Genomic DNA, 17,865 nt, shown 5'->3' on the forward strand with positions numbered 1-17,865 from the left:
CTTCGCTTGGTGTTAATTTTTTTTGCCCTGGTGCTGTTGGTTGTGGTGGCGCTGGTGTTCCGGCTCACGCCCACCCATGAAGGCGAGTGGGGCGCGCTGCAAGGGCGAATCCCCACTATTACCAGCAGTGCGGAAGGGCAATACCACATTACCGGGATACGCGACTTTCGCTATCACCCGGATGCTTCGGTGGCCGAATCCCGTTATTTTGATGAGCAAATTGACCTCGCCGGGTTGCAACGCATCTGGCTGGGCATCTCCCATTTTGCGCCCATGGGGTTGGCGCACACGTTTCTGAGCTTTGAATTCTCCGATCAGCGTTTCCTGGTGGCCTCGGTTGAGGCGCGTCTCAATGCCTCCCAATCCTACAGTCCGCTCAAAGGCCTGTTGCGGCGTTACCACAAGATGATTGTGCTGGGGACAGAGGCCGATATTATCGGGCTGCGCTCGCATATTCGGCAGGAGCGGGTTTTGCTCTACCCGCTGCAACTCACACCGGAAGAGCAGCGCTATGTCCTGCGTGGCATCCTCAATGACGCCCAGGCGATAGAGCAGCAGCCGGCCTTTTACAACACCTTGCTGGATAACTGCTTAACCAATCTGGTCAAGCATGACCCGGACTTTCGCCACTGGTGGGGCCTTACTGATTACCGTCTGGTGTTGCCGGGTTTCTTTGATGGCCTGGCGTGGCAGCGGGGCTGGATCAGTAATCAGTTGACCTTGGTCGAAGCGCGGCAACGTGCCGAAATCGACCCGGCCCACACACAACCTGCCGATAGCGCTTTTTCGGTGAAGATTCGTTCCGGTTGGAAGGTGGTGGGTGATGCTGGTTCACCCTGAACATCACGGCAGCAGCGGAGCGGGATGTCAGCCTTAAAACCCCTGGCGGGTCATTGGCGGTTCGGCGGAATCAAATAAATAATCGTGCAGAATATCAATCTGGTGTTGTTGAACATGTTGTTCGAGGCTCTTCAGCGAAGGCATCGCCGGGCAGTGCAGCTGAATGGTGGCAGAAGCGTAATCGCCATTGACCAGTGCAAATATCGGAAGGCTGGCAGTCTGGCCATCGTTGGGCATAATTTGTAAAACGCAGAGATCAAAATCCATACAAAAGCGCATCAGCGTGGGATAGTTGGACTCCTGGCGGTCGAGAAAGCGGATTTCCCGGCAGCCGGCGATGTCATCTCTCTCTAGCAATTCTGTTGGCATGATACTCCTGAATAATGTTCCCGCCGCGAGGCAAGTCGTGATGGTCCGTATTTCATCTGCCGAAGCAAAACAACATGTTGCGAATTACATCACGATTGTCGTCAAAATCTGTGTGAAACCGGTCACACCAATTCGATGCGACCGCTTTTCAACGGCAGGAAACCGACGAGCGGTATAAACTTCCTGCCATTGCGGCGATATCCCGTCCACGGGGCGGCCCGCTTCATCGGTAATCCAGACAGCGACAGGAGCTGAGTATGATCACCACAAAGCGCATCACCATCGGTTTACTGGTATTAATCGCTGCAATTTTGTCCGGTTGTGCGGCATTTCAGCCGCCGATGGAACAGCCGGTGGTCAAGGTCACCAGCCTGTCGCTGTTGCCGTCACAGGGGCTGCAACAGCGTATTGGCGTTGGGCTTAGCATCAGTAACCCGAACGGGAAAGATTTGTCGCTTAAAGGTATCTCCTATACCATCGGTATTGAAAAATTTCCGGTGCTGAGTGGCGTAACCAGCAAGGTTCCGGTATTAAAAGCCTATGAAGAAACGCCGGTATCTTTAGAGGTCACGGCCAATGTGCTGGAACTGGTGCGCCTCGCCGAATACTTTGGTCGGCGTGGCGTGGGCAATCAGGGCGTTAACTACAGTATTGATGCCAAGCTGGATTTCAGTAGCTGGCTGCCGGCCATGCGAGTGAAAGAAACCGGCGTCATTCCCTTGACCATGCCCTGACCAGAATGTGATTTCAGCCCGCCGCAGCCGTCAGCTCCGGCCGCGAAGTAATTGACCAAACAGGATTATTGATGACAGCTGTAATTGCACGTCCCGATGCGGATGAAAGCATCTCTCTGAAAGATTACACCGAAAAAGCCTATCTCGATTATTCGATGTACGTAATTCTCGACCGCGCGCTGCCACACATTGGCGACGGGTTGAAGCCGGTGCAGCGCCGCATCGTCTACGCCATGAGCGAGCTGGGGCTGAAGGCATCGGCCAAATACAAAAAGTCTGCCCGTACCGTGGGTGACGTGATTGGTAAATTCCACCCGCATGGCGACTCGGCTTCCTACGAAGCGATGGTGCTGATGGCGCAGCCATTTTCCTATCGCTATACGTTGATTGACGGCCAGGGTAACTGGGGTTCGCCGGATGATCCAAAATCCTTTGCGGCGATGCGTTACACCGAATCGCGGCTGACCCGCTACAGCGAAATTTTGCTGGAAGAGCTGGCACAGGGTACCGTTGACTGGGTGCCCAACTTTGATGGCACGCTGGACGAGCCCTCGGTGTTGCCCGCTCGTGTACCCAATGTTTTATTAAACGGCACCACCGGTATTGCTGTGGGTATGGCCACCGATATTCCGCCGCACAATTTGCGCGAAGTGGTGAGCGCCTGCTTGCATTTGCTGGATAACCCCGAGGCCAGCGTTAGCGATTTGTGCGAGTTTGTTCAGGGCCCGGACATGCCCACCGAGGCGGAAATTATTTCGCCGCGCGAAGAACTGATAAAAATGTACGAAACCGGCCGTGGCAGCGTGCGCATGCGCGCGGTCTGGCACAAGGATGAAGACAACGGCGATATCGTGGTGACGGCATTGCCGCATCAGGTCAGCGGCGCCAAAATACTGGAGCAAATCGCTGCCCAGATGCAGGCGAAAAAATTGCCGATGGTTGCCGACTTGCGCGATGAGTCGGATCACGAAAACCCCACGCGGTTGATTATTATCCCGCGCTCCAATCGTGTTGATCTGGAGCAGGTGATGCAGCATTTATTTGCTACCACCGAGCTGGAAAGAACCTACCGCGTCAACATGAATATGATTGGCATTGATGGCCGGCCGGCCGTCAAGTCACTGCAAACCATTCTCAGCGAATGGTTACGCTTTCGCACCGATACCACCCGTCGCCGTCTGGAGCACCGTCTGGAGCGCGTGGAAGAGCGCTTGCTGCGTCTTGCCGCGTTAATGATTGTGTTCCTCAATGTCGATGAAGTCATTCGTATCATCCGCGAAGAAGAACACCCCAAAGCGGTGTTGATGGAACGCTTTAACCTGGTTGAAATGCAAGCCGAATATATTCTTGAAACCAAACTGCGTCAGTTGGCGCGTTTGGAAGAGATAAAAATTCGCGAAGAGCAGGCCAACCTTGAGAAAGAGCGCGACCAGCTGCAAAAAATTCTCGACTCGGCTGCCCGTTTGAAAACGCTGGTGCGCAAAGAACTGGTACAAGTAGCGGAAGCTTTTGGCGATGATCGTCGTTCGCCGATTGTGCAACGTAACGAAGCCCAGGCGTTCAGCGAAACCGAATTACTGAGCGTTGATCCGGTAACGGTAGTGGTTTCCGATAAAGGCTGGATTCGCGCTGCCAAGGGCCATGACATTGACCCGGTATCGCTCAGTTACAAAGCGGGCGACAGTTTCAAATTTGCGGTGCACGGCAAGAGCAACCAGAATGTTATTTTGCTGGACTCTACCGGCCGCAGTTATTCATTGCCGGCGCACAACCTGCCGTCGGCTCGCGGCCAGGGTGAACCCTTGAGTGGACGTATTAATCCGCCCAGTGGTGCAACCTTTGAAGGCATGTTGATGGGGCAGGACGAACAACGTGTACTGCTGGCTTCCGATGCCGGTTACGGCTTTGTGGCCAAACTGGGCGATTTGCTCAGTAAAAACAAAGCCGGTAAAGCCCTGCTGACGCTGCCGGAAAACGCACGCGTATTACCGCCGCAATTATTGCAAGACCCAACGCAGGTATTACTGGCGGCGGTGAGCAACGATGGCCGCTTGCTGGTATTCCCGGTAACAGAGCTGCCGGAGCTGGCGCGCGGTAAAGGCAACAAGATTATGAATATTCCCTCGGCGAGGGCGTTAACCCGCGAGGAGTATGTTATTGCCGTGAGCGTGATTCATCCGGGTCAGCAGTTGACGCTGTATTCCGGTAAGCGTCACATCACCTTAAAAGCAGCTGATCTTGAGCATTATCGTGGTGAGCGTGGCAGACGTGGTAACAAACTGCCGCGTGGGTTCCAGAAAGTGGATCAGGTAGAAGTCTCCGAAAAGTAAGCAAAAAAATAACGAAGGAATCACTCATGGCAGGTCAGGAACAGCGGGGTTCGGTAAGAACGCCTTTTACATGTAACATCCGCATTACTGATGCGGTGTTGGGTGAGTTCACCGTCAAAAGCCGTGATATTTCTGATACCGGTGTATTTGTTATCGCCGCCCCGGAGGATTTTCCTCCGGTCGGTTCGGTGGTGACGGCACAGGTGCAAGGGATGATGGAAGACGCACCGGTACTCCAAATGGAAGTGGTGCGCGTTGCCAGTGAAGGTGTCGGTTTACGCTTTATGGATGTATGATCTGCCTGCCAGTGGCTATTCGGTATGGTATCGGCGAGCAGGCACCTGGAATTTTTTCTCCCGGTGCTTGTCTTACCTTCGCATCGTTTGTTACTGTTCGCGGCAAGCAAACATTTTCTTCTGATTTTATCCCCGGCGGAGTTATCGCTATCATGAACAAACACTCCTGAGATCATCGAAATCTGACTCGACGTTTTAACGTCGATTTATTTTCGCATGACAGGTGGTGTTCTTCCTGTTTCTGTTAAAGGTTTGATCGTCATCTGTTCTGTTCTGGAGCTTGTATGACGACGATTGCCTGTCAATTTTCCGATCTTTCTATTCAATTTGGTCATCGCACTTTATTCCGTGGCTTATCGGCCTCTTTGCCAGTTGCCCGTCACGGTCTGGTTGCGCCGAATGGCCAGGGTAAAACCTTACTGTTAAGCATTTTATCGCACACCCTGCAACCAACCACGGGTGCGGTTAATTGGCAGCGGCCTTTTTTTCCGCTTCGCACGGCATCAACCGCTGGTAACCGGGTGGTAGATATTTTGGGGGTGGCTGAACGCTATGATGCCTTGATGCGTTTGGAAAAAGGCGAGGCGACCGACAGCGATTTTTCGTTGTTGGAGGGCGCCTGGCACTTACCGGATCAATGGCGTGCCGCCATAAAGGATGCCGGTGTTTCTATTGATCTGGCGGATGATGCCAGTCAGTTGAGTGGTGGCCAGCTGTCGCGGTTGCGGTTATGCAGTGCCTTTATGGATGCGCAGCAATTTATCTTGCTGGATGAGCCTACCAACCATCTGGATCATAACGGACGGCGTTGGCTGCGGAAAAAATTACAGCAGCATGGCGGGGGTTGTGTTATTGCCAGCCATGACCGCGCCTTGCTGAGAGACATGGACTGCATTCTCGAATTGACTGCTGACCGGTTGCATATCTATGGTGAAAACTATGACGGCTACTACACCATAAAAAATCGCCTGCTGGCTGCTGCCACTCACGCAGTGGCGCACGCCGAACGTGAAGTTCGTAAACACAAGCATCTGCAACAGGTGGCGTTACAGCGTGCGGCGAGCAGGCGCAAGCAGGGCGAAAAATTACGCACCTCGGGATCGCAATGCCGCTTGCTGCTCGACCGACAAAAAAACCGTGCCGAGCAAAGCCTCTCCCGTTTAAAGCAACAAAACGCGCAACAACAAACGCAGTTAACGCAGCAGCTTCAGGACAGTCGCGACAAAGTATTTGAGTTGGACTCGCAAGCCATGGTGTTGCCGAATCGGCCGGGGCATGCCGGTCATGCGGTACTTTTTTCCGCATTGCAGTTGCCGTTTGTGTGCCATCAAACTTTCAGTTTGGTCGTCTCTCGCGGTGAGCGGTGGCACATCAACGGAGATAACGGCAGCGGTAAATCCACGCTGTTAAAAGTAGTGGCCGGCTTGCTGCCACCGCGAGCAGGTGACTGCCAGCTGAAAACGGCGGTGGTTTATCTGGATCAGCATTTTTCATTATTGGATAAATCGCTGTCAGCATTGCAATTTTTACAGCGCTGGAATGATACCGTGTCGGAAACTTTATGGCGCACGCGGTTGGCCAATCTCCGCCTGGATGCCGATAAAGTTCACTTGCCATTGGCGGCATTAAGTTATGGCGAGCAAATGAAAGTGGCATTGCTGGCGGTGGGCGATGCGCCGCAACAGCCGGAATTATTACTGCTGGACGAGCCGGAAAACTTTCTCGATCTCGACTCACGCATGCTGCTGGAAAAAACCTTGCAAAGCTGGCAGGGCACCTTGATGATAGTGTCGCACGATGAAGAGTTTGTCAGCCGACTTGCGGTTACCCATCAGCTGGATATGAATTTTTTATAACGTTACATAACCGGTGCCGGTTAAGAAAAGCCGGCCACCTTCAGGTTGAGAAAAACATGCGTATTTTTTATGTTCTTTTATTGATGCTGTGCATGAATGCCGGCGCCTCAGCGGCGGTGGTTTTGCAATACCACCATGTCAGCGATAAAACACCGGCATCCACCAGTATTGACCCGGCATTGTTTCTCGAACACCTGCAATACCTGGAAGATCAGAAATTTACTGTGGTGGCGCTGCCTGAACTGGTTGCCTTGTTAAAAGATAACAAGCCGCTGCCAGATCGTACGGTTGCTATTACCTTTGATGATGCCTACACCTCGGTTTATGACAATGCGTTTCCGGCTTTAAAAAAACGCGGTTGGCCGTTTACCATTTTTATAAACACCGAGCCGCACCAAAAAAAACGTCAGGGGTTTGCCTCCTGGGATCAGCTGCGGGAAATGGCAAAACACGGCGTGACCATTGCCAACCATACGGTATCCCATCCGCATCTGGTGCGCTTGCAAGCGGGCGAGACGGAAAAGGATTGGCAGCAGCGTATCGAGCGTGAAATTACCGAGGCACAAACGACTATCGAAAAAGAAATTGGCCAGCGGCACAAGCTGCTGGCCTATCCGTTTGGTGAATACGATGCGCGGGTGATCGCTCTGGTGCGCCGCCTGGGTTTCGTTGCCTTTGGCCAACAGTCCGGCCCTTTGCAAGCCAGTGAAGGGCTGTGGTCGCTGCCACGCTTCCCGTTTGGTGGCAGCTACGGTGACCTCAAGGATTTCGCCATGAAAGTAAATACCTTGCCGTTCCCCACCGTCAAATACCGCAGTTGGGCAAATCCGGATGCAAAAACTGCCTTGAAGGACGATAGGGTCGTTGCCGGTAACCGGCCGTTGCTGGAACTGGAATTTGAGAACGAAAAACTCGCCACCGCTGTACGTTGTTTTGTATCCGGGCAGGGCGCTGCTGCATTGGCGGTATCTGGCACGCGTGTGCGTGCTCATGCGAGCAATGATTTAAAGGCCGGGCGCACGCGTTATAACTGTACCGCTCCGGCCGGAGAAGGACGCTTTTACTGGTACACCCGTCAGTGGCTGGTTACTGACCGGAATGGGCAGTGGCAACACGAGGGTTAGCCGCCGCGTTGGCAGGCTGGTGAGCGTGTGTTTGTGTCAGCGCTTCCAGCCGGTTGGCTCGAATTACGGTACGCAATTCCTCAATATACGCCTGGCCTCTGGATGAATATTTGCCCAGGGTTGTTACCAGTTGCGAGCCGGACAGCGCTTTGCCTTCTTCACGCAATTGCGCCCGCAGTTTGCGGAAGGATTGATAAGCGCGGTGGGTATTCAAATTACGAAAATACGCACTGATCGCGCCTTCCACATTTTCAAATAACTGCACTTCGTGTTTGGCATTGCTGGCGCGTCGTGCCGGTACCAGACCGCAGCCGGGCGTATAACACCACTGGCCAAAAAGGTTGTGTGCTTCACCGGCAAAACGCGAGGTTCCCCAGCCGGACTCCACCGCGGCCTGTGCCAACACCATCGACTCGGGAATCACATCGGCGCGCAATAAAAGTTGCGCCACCGCTTTTTGTTGATCGGGCTCATCTTCTTCCGTTACGTGGTAGCGATCGCGCAACTTTTGCAGTAAAGATAATTGCTTCGTAGTAAGCGGCTGTTCGCTCTCAAGGGCCGTTTGCATCTTCAGCAGGGAATTTCTGCTTTTAACGATGGCGATATTTTTCGCCTCTACCAGCGGTAACATCATCTCCAGAAACGCCTGTTTGCGCTCCGGTGTTTGTTCTATGGCGGCGAAGTCGGGTAGTAGCGTTGAGGTTGTCAGGTGCTCACCAAAATGGTCGTCACCAGGCAAACGGTAGTTGGAGAGTGCGATCACTATCACCAGACAAAAGGCGGCATAGCCGGTGAAGATACCCGCTGACAAGTATTTGAATAACGATGTTTTCATGGATGCGTGATGATCAGTAATGTCGCTGCTGCGCGGCGGTGTGGAATGGCGGGCGATTATGATATGGGGTTGGCGGGGTAGATATCAAGATGATTCAGACGATAGGCATCGCCTGATAAGCGGCAGGGCAGCAAGCTTGTGAAAGCGCTGCCCCGCCGTTCTGCTAGATGCGCGGAACCACCACTACGGTTTCGGTATCTTCCAGAGCAACACCGGCGCGGTTGCGCAGTGTATTGCCAAGGTCATCCACAACGCGGGCACGAATAACCAGATTCAAGCGGCCATTCAGGTTGAGGTTACTGCTGGTTTCCACCACGCCCGCATCGGTGATGCGAATGAGGTTGGGATTGAAAGCACCGGATTGGCTGGTATCAATACTCCATTCCACATTGTGGTTGAAGTTCTGATCTGACCCGCCATTGTCTTCAAAGGTGGCCGTCAATCTCAGCGTCAGGTTGCTGCCTTCGTTGACGGTCAGGTTACCGGTGCCATTGTCTGAACCGCCGATCTCCACTTTGTTGATATCGGCTTTGTTGATTTCAATCGGCAGGGTTGCGGTCTGATCATCACACAGCGCGGTGACGTTAACCACATTGCCCTGGTAGCTGCCGGTGTTCGCGGTGAGCACGTTGGTCTGGGCATTGATGGTTGCCCATTCGGTGTTATCGACGCTCAGACGTGCATTACGGGTGATATTGCCGCTGCTGCCATCTGTCCAGTTGGCGGTGGCCGACAGCTCGGTGGTTTGACCCTCCGGCAGTACTACGCCATTGCTGGTATTGCCCCTGCTGGAGGCGAGGCTCAGCGATACCAGCGAGTCGCTGATGTTCATGGTGAAGGGCGAGGACGCGATCAGCTGGCCGGCGTTGTTACGGCCTTCAGCAATGACATTTACCGCACCGCTTTGATAGGTATGTAACACCGGTTGGTTGACGTCGGAAAACGCGGCTTTGGTGCTGTCCGCGCTATTGGCGAGGCGCCATTGCAACGGATAATCCAACGTCAGCCCGTTCGCCAGCAGTGCTTTGCCAGTAAAGCGGGTGTCCTGGCATACATTGACGGCGGTGCTGGCGTTTTCAATGGCGATGCTCACCAGGTCAGCATCGGAAATACTCACCGGCTGGGTGGCGGTAAGCCCGGCAAAGCTGGCGGTAAGGGTAAGATCACCGTTGTCGACTTTGGGCGTCAATAAGCCGCCTTTTGTAATTGTCGCCAGGTTCTGGTCGCTGAGGGTCCAGGTAGTTTTGTCGGTGATATCAAACTCGGTGCCATCGGCGTTAAAGCCCAGCAACTGGAATTGATGAGTACCTTTGGCATGCACCACGCCTTCGTTGTCGGCCAGTGCAATACGGATAATATTGTTTTTGTTGGCGGTGACCAGCTGTGAGAACTGACGGCTATCGCCTTTATCGCCGCCGCAAGCGGTCAGCGTCGTGACGGCAAAGACGGATAAACCGGCGGCCAGCAGCAGGCCGGACGTTGAGGGCTTAGAACGCATAGGTCGCTCCCAGGCCGCAGCCGTCAATTTTCATATCGGATTTTTTGTAGTAGCGGGCGCAGTCCAGCGTCAAATACACCGGTTTGTTGGCAAACATGCGCTGCTGCAGGGAAAAGCCGTAGCTGGTGCCGGCGTATTTATCTTTTACTTTGAGATCCAGCGTGCTGAGGTGGCTTTCAAGCTCGGTGGAGGCGTAACCGACAAACAGCACAAATTTCAAATCGTCCGGCTCGCTATTGGGGCTGGTAAACGTCACGTAGGCGGCGCTCTGCTGTTTGATATCGACGGTCAGGTTGTTTTCCTTGTCATCGCTGATAGGCACCCCGATTACGCCTTGCAAACCCACCCCATCAAAAAAACCTTCGGTTAATTGTGCATCGGCTTTGAACTGGAACAGCGTTGGCGAAAAGTGCTCACCGGCGGCTTTGATGCGGGTCATAACCGCCTGGCCGGACGCATGAAACTCAACCGGGCTTTGCTGTGCCAGGGCGCCTTCTGCAACCAGAAGTGCTGTTAAAAAAGCGATGTATTTTTTCATATGCTGTCCTTGATGGGGCTGGGTTTTACATATCCAGAGTTTTAAGCAGTTCGCTGAGACGCTGCTGATTTTCTTCTTTTGAAAGCGGTGTTTCGATGGTGGCTGGCAATGATGGCGCATTCGGGTGGGGCAGCTCCATGCCATTCATCACTTTTTCACAAATTCGCACATAGTGACGCTCAAAAATCGGGAAGGCGACTCTCTCGGTGTTATTGGCGAGAAAGTACCAGTCACTGGCCAGCCCGGCATGATAAACCGCCGGATGACTCCAGGATTGTGCCGCTTTGGGGCTGCGGGCGGTACAGGCTTCAATATAGGCGGTACGGGCATCCGGCAGGCCAACACTTTCCGGGTCGCCCTGGCACGCGCGAATCATGCGGTTTAGTGTAGGCAGGTATTCGGATTCTTCAATAACCTTGCGCGCGCCGCGTAACAGGGTTGCCGGTTCAAACTGTTGCAGGCTTTCAAACCAGAGTTTTTTGATTTGTGCGAGCACCTGGCTATCGCTGTAAGCCTTGTAAAACTGGTTGTGGTAATTGATACGAAACAGCGCAAACACTTCATTCAAGGCATCCACCAGCGCGGCTTTTTCAGTGCTGCTGCGGGCACGTTGTGGCCCGGCCTGATCACTGCGCCCAGCTTCGGTCGGTGAGGTCTTCGAGGAGGCTGCGATCTCTTGTGCTAGTTGCTGGATGAGTGGATTGATTTCCTGCATGGCTATCGACCTGTTGCGAGTTGAGTGTGGCCAGCGCGTGCTGTTTGGCCCAATGGTATTTTACGTGCTGCAGAAACTTGGTGTTCCAGGAGGCATACACCTGATTGCTTTCCCGCCAATAGAGTAAAAACTCGGGGATCTGGCGTTTGGCAAACTCCAGATCAATATTGGCCAGCCGTAATACATCAAAAACTTCCGCGCCTGGCGACCAGCTTTCCGGAATGCGGCGCGGCTCGGTGTCGTGCTCCAGCGCCGAGGTGTAGCGCGCCCACTGCCGCTTGACGTGCTGGATAAACTTGCTGTTCCAGGTTTTACCCACATCGCCGCGTTCTTTCCAGAAAAGAATAAATTCCGGAATGGCGTCTTCCACGAAGGCGAGGCTGATGGACGCGTGCTTCACCAGTACTTCGAGGGCATCACGGCTGGGGCGCCACTGGCTGTGCATGGCGGTTTCCTGGTCGCGGTTAAGGAAAGCGTTTTCCTGTTGGTCACGCAGTTCCCGTTGTTCACGGGCGGTCTGGCTCTGGTGATGGCGCCATTTGTAGATCACATCTTTTAAAAAGCGCGACCCCCAGGCGTGGCTGATATCGCCTTTCTCCCGCCAGTAGGTAATAAATTCCGGCAATTGCTGCATGGCAAACGCCTCGGGAATATTCAGCTCGGCAAGGCGGCGCAGTAATTCCTGATCCGGCTGCCAGCTGGGGGCAATGCGGTTGGCGCTGGCAATGGCCGGTTGTGCCGGTGCTGCCGCGCGCGGTGCGGTTGCCTGTTCATTGAACGCCAGCTGCAACTCGCCACTGCTGGTAAAGGGCGCAGAGTGCAGCAGAATGATGCCTTTGTCTTTCAGGTTACGGCTGACGCGATCAATGTCATAAGCATTCCAGAAAGGCATCAGACGGGTGATCAGCGTATTGTCGAGCGTAAACCACTGGTGGCCCTGCCAGGCGCGAGTGGGCAAATAGTGGGCAGCCTCGTTTAACACCGCCAGCATACAGGCCTCTTCAAGGCCAATGGTGACAGCCAGCGACGGGGAAATCAGCAGCGGTTTTTCAGGAATCAGGGATGAGTTCATAGGTGTGCCACTTTAGCACCGAATTATAGTGACGCAACCACCGCCGGGGCGGCGCCGGAAGGAATTGTCCCGGCGGTCACAATTTGTGCAACCGCTAGCGATTCTCCAGCCGGTTGTAATCGAGTAATCCGGCCTCGGCGGGCTGGTCGGCTTTAAAGCTGGCATGCAGGCCATCGCTGAAAGACCAGAAATCCGGATCGGAGCGGCGAATGCCGTATCTGGCGCGCAGCGCCTGATAATCGGCTTCGCTTTCCATATTGCCAATGCGCGCTACAAAGTCGGGCAATTGCTTTTCGCTCAGGTACATAAACGCATTGGGGTAGGAACCGATGATACCTTTGGCCAGCGTCACCGAGTCCTGGGCCGGCATACGTCGGCTCTCTTCATTAAATAGCGATGACAAATTGCTGAAGGCATTGTTGTGCAGCAAGGTAAATGTGCCCAACTCTTCAATGCGAATTACCGTGGTTTGCGGCAGATGGCGCAGGCTGGTGCCGCGGGTAAGGTGCAATTTTTTCAGCTCTGCCAGCGTATTGCTGTTTGCCTTGATTGCAGTGATATCGTATTGCGGGTTGAGCACCGGCTGCAAATGATTGCGCAGCATGCCGAACAGCTCCTGCTTGGGTTTGTCGGTGTGGTAAGCAATATCGTTGTTCACGTTGAGATTCTTCTGATAAATACCCAGATATTCGTGTACTTTTTTCTCGGCGTTGTGATACCAGAGCATCAACTCTGCTTCGCGTGCTTCCGGTGGCAGAAAATCGAGGAAGGTCATCTCGCCTTCCATGCGCAGAAAATCCATATACAAACGGCTCAGCAGCTGATGGGACAAATTGCCATACACATCGAAGCCGGCCACCAGTAAATAGTGGATGCGCTCCAGCAGCGGATAACCGATAACCCAGGCGGTTTTCGGATCATTACCCACCAGCCCTTTAATGACACTGGCGCTATCGCTGTGGCGGAAAATGGTCAGCGCGGCATTGTCATTATTGCCGTAGCCGTTCCAGATCATATCCAGCGTGACCGCACCCTGACGTTCCATTTTTTGCGAAATATATTGTGCTTTCGCCTCCAGATATTCTTTTTGCAGTTTTGAATAATGGTTCCAGTTGTTCAGCGGCAAGAGTGTGTTCCCCACCGATGCGGGCAGTTGCAGGTGGTTACTGTTTTCGCGAAAGAAAATGGCATCCTCTTCACTCGACATTAATTCCGGCGCGACGAACACCACCCAGAAATGATCCTGAATAACATTCAGTGCCACCTGGCCACGACAGACTGGCCCTTTAATAAAGTTCATGATGGTGAATTGGGCTTCTTCCAGCATAAAACGGTAGCGGCTGCCTACGGGTAATTCGGCAAAGGTTTTGAACGGATTCGCGGCGCTTGCCGGGTCATAGCCAGGCAGCTCAGTAACATCGTAACTGGTTTCGTAAAACAGCTGCTGCCAACGCTGGTGACGGTCAGCATCCAAACGGTAGGGCATGTAAGACTTGGCAACGATGGTGGACGGGTCGTGCCACAACCGGTAATACACCCGCTCTACGCCCGGGTCGTCAAACGGTCGTGAAGTGCTGATGCGCTGCAAGGGTTGGCCCGGAGGTGTGTTTGAGCGCACCAACCGGAAGTACACGCCTTCTGCTTCGGGGAAATATAAATTCGCTAAAAACAAATGCTCGTAAATGTAACGATTGGCTAACTGCTGCTTGATGGAATCGCCATTAAAAAATGTTTCCCAGCGGGCAATTTCCGGTTCGATGTTGGCCGGAATTTTTACCGATGGCCCCGGTGGTGCGCCTTTTTCCAGCCAGGACATCAAGGTGCTGTGTTCCTGTTCCGTCAGGCCGGGCAAGCCGTAAGGCATTCCCCATAACGGGAAGTTCTTTTCATAGCTGTCGAGGGTTTCAAGACGCGGACACTGCTGGTTGCGGTTGAGTGCAAAATCAAAGCTGGCTGGCAGAATCGCTTCTTTGGGCAGCGGGTGATTTTGTTTGAGGGTTAGCAGGCGAGCCAATACACCGGCTTCGATATTGTTTTCAGCGGTGTTGTCCCGCTCGTTCAATACCGGAAAGAATTTTTTATCCCGCCATTCACGGGTGGTGTGCGCATCTTCAAACAGGCGGGTCATGCTGGCGCCCAGCAGACGGGTGCCGTCGTAGACTTTGTCCGTATTGGCGCCGCGCAACAGCCCTTGAAAAGAATCCAGTTTTAACTGACAGGGGGCATCGTAACAGCCATGGCAAACCGTGCAGCGCATTTCAATAATGGGGCGCACGTGGCGGTCGTACTCAATGGTGCTTTGTTGCAGTACCTGGCTGTATTCCATCGCCTCGGCTTTGCCGTAGCGTTCGTTCCAGAAAGATTGAAAAAAGGTGGCGCAGCTGGTGAGTAATAACACAGCAACGAGCAGCAGGCAGCGACGAGTCCACGGGTGGGTTGGCATAAACATTCAAACCTGACTTTTTATTCAGTGGATGCAACAATCGGCAAGCGGCTTACTGCAGGAAATTTTCAAGCGGCGCACAGGTTAGCGGTTATTCGCGGTGCGTGGCTTTAAACCGGATAATACCAGCGATCTCCAGTGAAAATGGCTGATTAATGTCTCGGGATTAAACAAGTGTGGCAGATTTTTTAAAAACTGCCCGCTGACAATGTCAGGCGGGCGTTGATACGCTAAGAGGAAAGCGGATTAAAAAACCGGCACCCTGATTGGGCATCTGCTCAATACTGATAGAGCCTTTCAGTTTTTGCGTAACCAGATTATGCACGATGGATAAACCCAGCCCCGAGCCGCCGGTTTTACGAGCGGTGGTAAAGAAGGGTTCGAAAATTTTATCGTGAATCTCTTCGTTGATGCCGCTGCCGTTATCCCGATAATGCAAATGCACCTGGCCATTTTGGATGGCGATGTTTACCGTAATATCGCCCGGTGCTTTGGAGACAAAGCCGTGGTTAATACTGTTGGTAACCAGGTTGGTTAAAATTTGCGCGATTGCGCCCGGGTAGCTATTCAACCGAATCGGTTCCGGGGTAGAGAAGTGGCAAATCAGATGATGATCTTTTAACAGCGGTTGCAAACTTTTAAGAATAATTTCAATACAGTTGTGCAGCTCAAACACTTCTTCTTCTGACGAGGTTTGAATCGCTCCGCTGAGTCGGAAGTTCTGTACCAGATTGGTGGCCCGATTGAGATTATGGGAAACCAGATGCATCCCCTCGGTTAGCGATAATAAAAAATCGCGGAACTGGCTTTCGTCCAGTTCCCGCTGATTGTACAAACGATGGGTTTTTTTCAGCTCGGATTCGCAGTGGCTGGCAGAGGTTACCGCGATGCCCAGCGGGGTATTAATTTCGTGTGCCAGCCCTGCCACCATACGGCCAATGGAGGCCAGCTTTTCGCTTTCGATCAATTTGGCTTGAGTATGAGTCAGGTTGCGCAGGGCGTTTTCCAGCCACTGGGTACGCTCCAGCACTTTGCTTTCCAGTTGCTCGTTAATCAGCTCCAGTTGCCGTTCGTAATTGAGGCGTTGCTCGGAGGTGACCGCACGGCCATACAAATCGGCCAGGGTGCTTAAAAAAGCAATTTCTTCATCGCGCCACTCGCGCGTGGAGTGTTGATGCTCGCAGCAGATAACGCCAATCATCTGGCCGTAATGGCGAATGGGAGCGTCCAGCAAAGCCTGGATATCCAGCGGTCTGAGGTAAGTTTCCAGGCTGTCCCGGGTGCTTGCATCATTGGCGGTCTGGTTAACAATGATGGCCCGTTCCTTATCCAGTGCCGCGAAATAATCGGGGTAATGTTCGCGGCTGAGCGCCGGCAGCTGTTGCTGCTCGCTGGTTTCGTCCAGTAGCAGGGTGCAACGAATGTGCTGATGATCATGGTCCAGCAGCCAGATACTGCTGCGCTGAACCTTCAAACCCTCGCGGGCTGCATTGAGAATCAAGCGTGCGGCGGCCTGCAAATCGCCGGTATCAATAACCGGTGATCGGGAGACGTTGTGCAGAATATCGGAGAAGCGTGTACTCATGATGAGGATTCACTGATGTTCTGGGTATGTGGAGTGAGAATGTCGGGCAACTGCCGACGAATCTCCCGAAATTGATCAAACAGTACAATCGCTGCATCTACCAGCGCCGGATCGAACTGCAAGCCACGTCTATCAATAATGTATTGCTTGATATCTTCTTCAGCCCAGGCCTTTTTATAAGTGCGCTGTGAACCCAGGGCGTCAATCACGTCGATAATACCGACAATACGCCCTTCGAGGGGAATGCTTTCACCGGACAAACCTTGCGGGTAACCACGGCCATCCCAATGCTCGTGGTGACTGTGTGCAATGCGCGCACCCATCTTGGCGATGATGCGGTTGGAATTTTTCAGCATCTCATAGCCGATGGTGGCATGGGATTTCATGATCTCCCATTCCTCCGGGTCCAGCTTGCCGGGCTTGTGCAGAATATATTCAGGGATGCCGATTTTACCCAGGTCATGCAGCGGCGCGGCGTGGCGCAGGGTTTGTGCAAACTCGTTGGACTGGCCTATTTGCAGCGCCAGCAGCTCGCTCATCAGCGATACCCGGCGCACGTGGCTGCCGGTTTCCTTGGAGCGCAGTTCAATCGCATCACCAATAACCAGCAGCAGTTCTTTCTGCGTCTCCAGAATGATTTCCCGCGCCGACAGGTTTTGGAAAATCAGGGTAATGTTGGCCGCGAACATGCGCAGGATATCTTCCTGCAGTTCAGAGTGAGGCTGCCGGAAATTGGTGTAAAGCACGCTTTCGGTGCGCGGGTCGGTATTGTAATAACCAATAAAAATGCCGTCTTTATTACTGGAGCGTTTGCGCACCAGGGTTTCCATGATGCTGGTTTTAACATCCGGCGGCAGGATGGAGGTGTTCCAGCCGGAGCGCAGTTCTACCGCGGCGCCGGTAGCGGCCAGCAAGGTCAGCTCGGTATCCCCGTATAAATCCTCGTGCCGGGTCACCAGATACATCTCGGTGGTGTTGATACCCAGCAATTGAATGGTGTGTTCAAAAATGGCGTTACCGAACTGGTAGAGGCTGCGGCTGAGCAGCACCGAGTCTGAGGCATCAATAACGCGTCGCATGCCGCGCTGGCTGTTTTCAATGGTGAGGATGTCGCGGTAGGAGCGGATGCAGGAGAAGGTGCAGGTTTTCAGTTTGGTGTCGGTGAGTTCGATTTTGCTTTTATAGTCGTTGATGTCGTAGTCGCGGATGATGGTTTCTTCGGGAGAGGTCCCGGGCTGTCCGGTTCGTAGCACGATGCGGGTAGTGTGGTTGCCCAGTTCGTGGCGGATGCGGTGAATCAGATCAAGCCCGGCATCATCAGACTCCATAATCACGTCGATAAATGCCAGCGCGATATCAGGGTGATCCTGAAACAGGCGTAGCCCCTCGCTGCCGCTGAAGGCATCAAGAAACTCGATAGGAATATCATCAATGCGGGTGTTGGCCAATACCAGACGGGTAACGGCATGCACCTGACGGTCATCGTCAATAATGGCAACTTTCCAGGCTGGCACATTGCGCTGCAAGCGGGCAGCGGTGTCCAGCGCAGAGGTTTTGGGCGACTTCTTCAGAAATTCCATTTTGTTATTCTCATGGATAAGCGCCATCAACACCAACACAGAATCGGCGC

Annotated in this window: 15 protein-coding genes; 6 read left to right on the plus strand and 9 right to left on the minus strand. The window is 53.4% G+C overall.

Going from position 1 to position 17,865, the window contains the following annotated elements; translation table 11 throughout:
* The first annotated feature begins 9 nt into the window (after window positions 1–9).
* Window positions 10–840, plus strand: coding sequence for a lipoprotein N-acyltransferase Lnb domain-containing protein (locus C4F51_RS03525; protein WP_193907202.1), 831 nt, complete (start codon window positions 10–12; stop codon window positions 838–840).
* Between the two features lie 33 nt (window positions 841–873).
* On the opposite strand, the gene C4F51_RS03530 is transcribed toward C4F51_RS03525, so the two are convergent.
* On the minus strand, window positions 874–1,209 hold the full coding sequence (locus C4F51_RS03530; protein ID WP_193907204.1) for a hypothetical protein: 336 nt from the start codon (window positions 1,207–1,209) through the stop codon (window positions 874–876).
* A 257-nt stretch (window positions 1,210–1,466) separates the two neighbouring features.
* On the opposite strand from C4F51_RS03530, the gene C4F51_RS03535 reads away from it, so the two are divergent.
* The 5 genes from C4F51_RS03535 (at window position 1,467) to C4F51_RS03555 (ending at window position 7,549) form a co-directional block, all read left to right on the plus strand.
* Window positions 1,467–1,943, plus strand: a complete 477-nt coding sequence (locus C4F51_RS03535) for an LEA type 2 family protein (protein ID WP_193907206.1) — start codon at window positions 1,467–1,469, stop codon at window positions 1,941–1,943.
* Between the two features lie 71 nt (window positions 1,944–2,014).
* Complete coding sequence (parC, locus tag C4F51_RS03540; protein ID WP_193907208.1) at window positions 2,015–4,273, plus strand: DNA topoisomerase IV subunit A; 2,259 nt, start codon at window positions 2,015–2,017, stop codon at window positions 4,271–4,273.
* A gap of 26 nt (window positions 4,274–4,299) precedes the next feature.
* Window positions 4,300–4,569, plus strand: a complete 270-nt coding sequence (locus C4F51_RS03545; RefSeq protein ID WP_193907210.1) for a PilZ domain-containing protein — start codon at window positions 4,300–4,302, stop codon at window positions 4,567–4,569.
* Window positions 4,570–4,853: 284 nt separating this feature from the next.
* The gene (locus C4F51_RS03550; RefSeq protein ID WP_193907211.1) at window positions 4,854–6,425 is read left to right on the plus strand and encodes an ATP-binding cassette domain-containing protein; all 1,572 of its coding nucleotides are present in this window, start codon (window positions 4,854–4,856) and stop codon (window positions 6,423–6,425) included.
* A 56-nt stretch (window positions 6,426–6,481) separates the two neighbouring features.
* Window positions 6,482–7,549 carry a polysaccharide deacetylase family protein gene (locus tag C4F51_RS03555; protein WP_193907213.1) on the plus strand — a complete coding sequence of 356 codons (1,068 nt, stop codon included), beginning with the start codon at window positions 6,482–6,484 and terminating at the stop codon, window positions 7,547–7,549.
* On the opposite strand, the gene C4F51_RS03560 is transcribed toward C4F51_RS03555, so the two are convergent.
* From C4F51_RS03560 to C4F51_RS03595, 8 genes are all read right to left on the minus strand, one after another.
* On the minus strand, window positions 7,512–8,384 hold the full coding sequence (locus C4F51_RS03560) for a glucosaminidase domain-containing protein (RefSeq protein ID WP_193907215.1): 873 nt from the start codon (window positions 8,382–8,384) through the stop codon (window positions 7,512–7,514). The genes C4F51_RS03555 and C4F51_RS03560 overlap by 38 nt on opposite strands.
* A gap of 163 nt (window positions 8,385–8,547) precedes the next feature.
* A complete protein-coding gene (locus C4F51_RS03565) occupies window positions 8,548–9,882 on the minus strand; it encodes a hypothetical protein (RefSeq protein WP_193907217.1) in 1,335 nt (444 codons plus the stop codon).
* Window positions 9,872–10,420: an outer membrane beta-barrel protein gene (locus C4F51_RS03570; protein ID WP_193907219.1), complete on the minus strand. Its 549-nt coding sequence runs from the start codon at window positions 10,418–10,420 to the stop codon at window positions 9,872–9,874. The genes C4F51_RS03565 and C4F51_RS03570 overlap by 11 nt, the downstream gene beginning before the upstream one ends.
* Before the next feature lie 25 nt (window positions 10,421–10,445).
* Window positions 10,446–11,135 (minus strand): replication protein P, encoded by a 690-nt coding sequence (locus C4F51_RS03575; protein WP_193907221.1) that lies wholly within the window; start codon window positions 11,133–11,135, stop codon window positions 10,446–10,448.
* Window positions 11,047–12,207: a DnaT-like ssDNA-binding domain-containing protein gene (locus C4F51_RS03580; protein ID WP_193907223.1), complete on the minus strand. Its 1,161-nt coding sequence runs from the start codon at window positions 12,205–12,207 to the stop codon at window positions 11,047–11,049. Before C4F51_RS03580 ends, C4F51_RS03575 begins: the two co-directional genes overlap by 89 nt.
* 94 nt (window positions 12,208–12,301) lie before the next feature.
* A complete protein-coding gene (locus C4F51_RS03585; protein WP_193907225.1) occupies window positions 12,302–14,650 on the minus strand; it encodes a fatty acid cis/trans isomerase in 2,349 nt (782 codons plus the stop codon).
* A gap of 211 nt (window positions 14,651–14,861) precedes the next feature.
* Window positions 14,862–16,235: a sensor histidine kinase gene (locus tag C4F51_RS03590; protein WP_193907227.1), complete on the minus strand. Its 1,374-nt coding sequence runs from the start codon at window positions 16,233–16,235 to the stop codon at window positions 14,862–14,864.
* Window positions 16,232–17,815: a DUF3369 domain-containing protein gene (locus tag C4F51_RS03595; protein ID WP_193907229.1), complete on the minus strand. Its 1,584-nt coding sequence runs from the start codon at window positions 17,813–17,815 to the stop codon at window positions 16,232–16,234. Before C4F51_RS03595 ends, C4F51_RS03590 begins: the two co-directional genes overlap by 4 nt.
* Window positions 17,816–17,865 lie beyond the last annotated feature (50 nt).

The organism is Cellvibrio polysaccharolyticus (assembly GCF_015182315.1).
GTDB classification, from domain to species: Bacteria; Pseudomonadota; Gammaproteobacteria; order Pseudomonadales; family Cellvibrionaceae; genus Cellvibrio; species Cellvibrio polysaccharolyticus.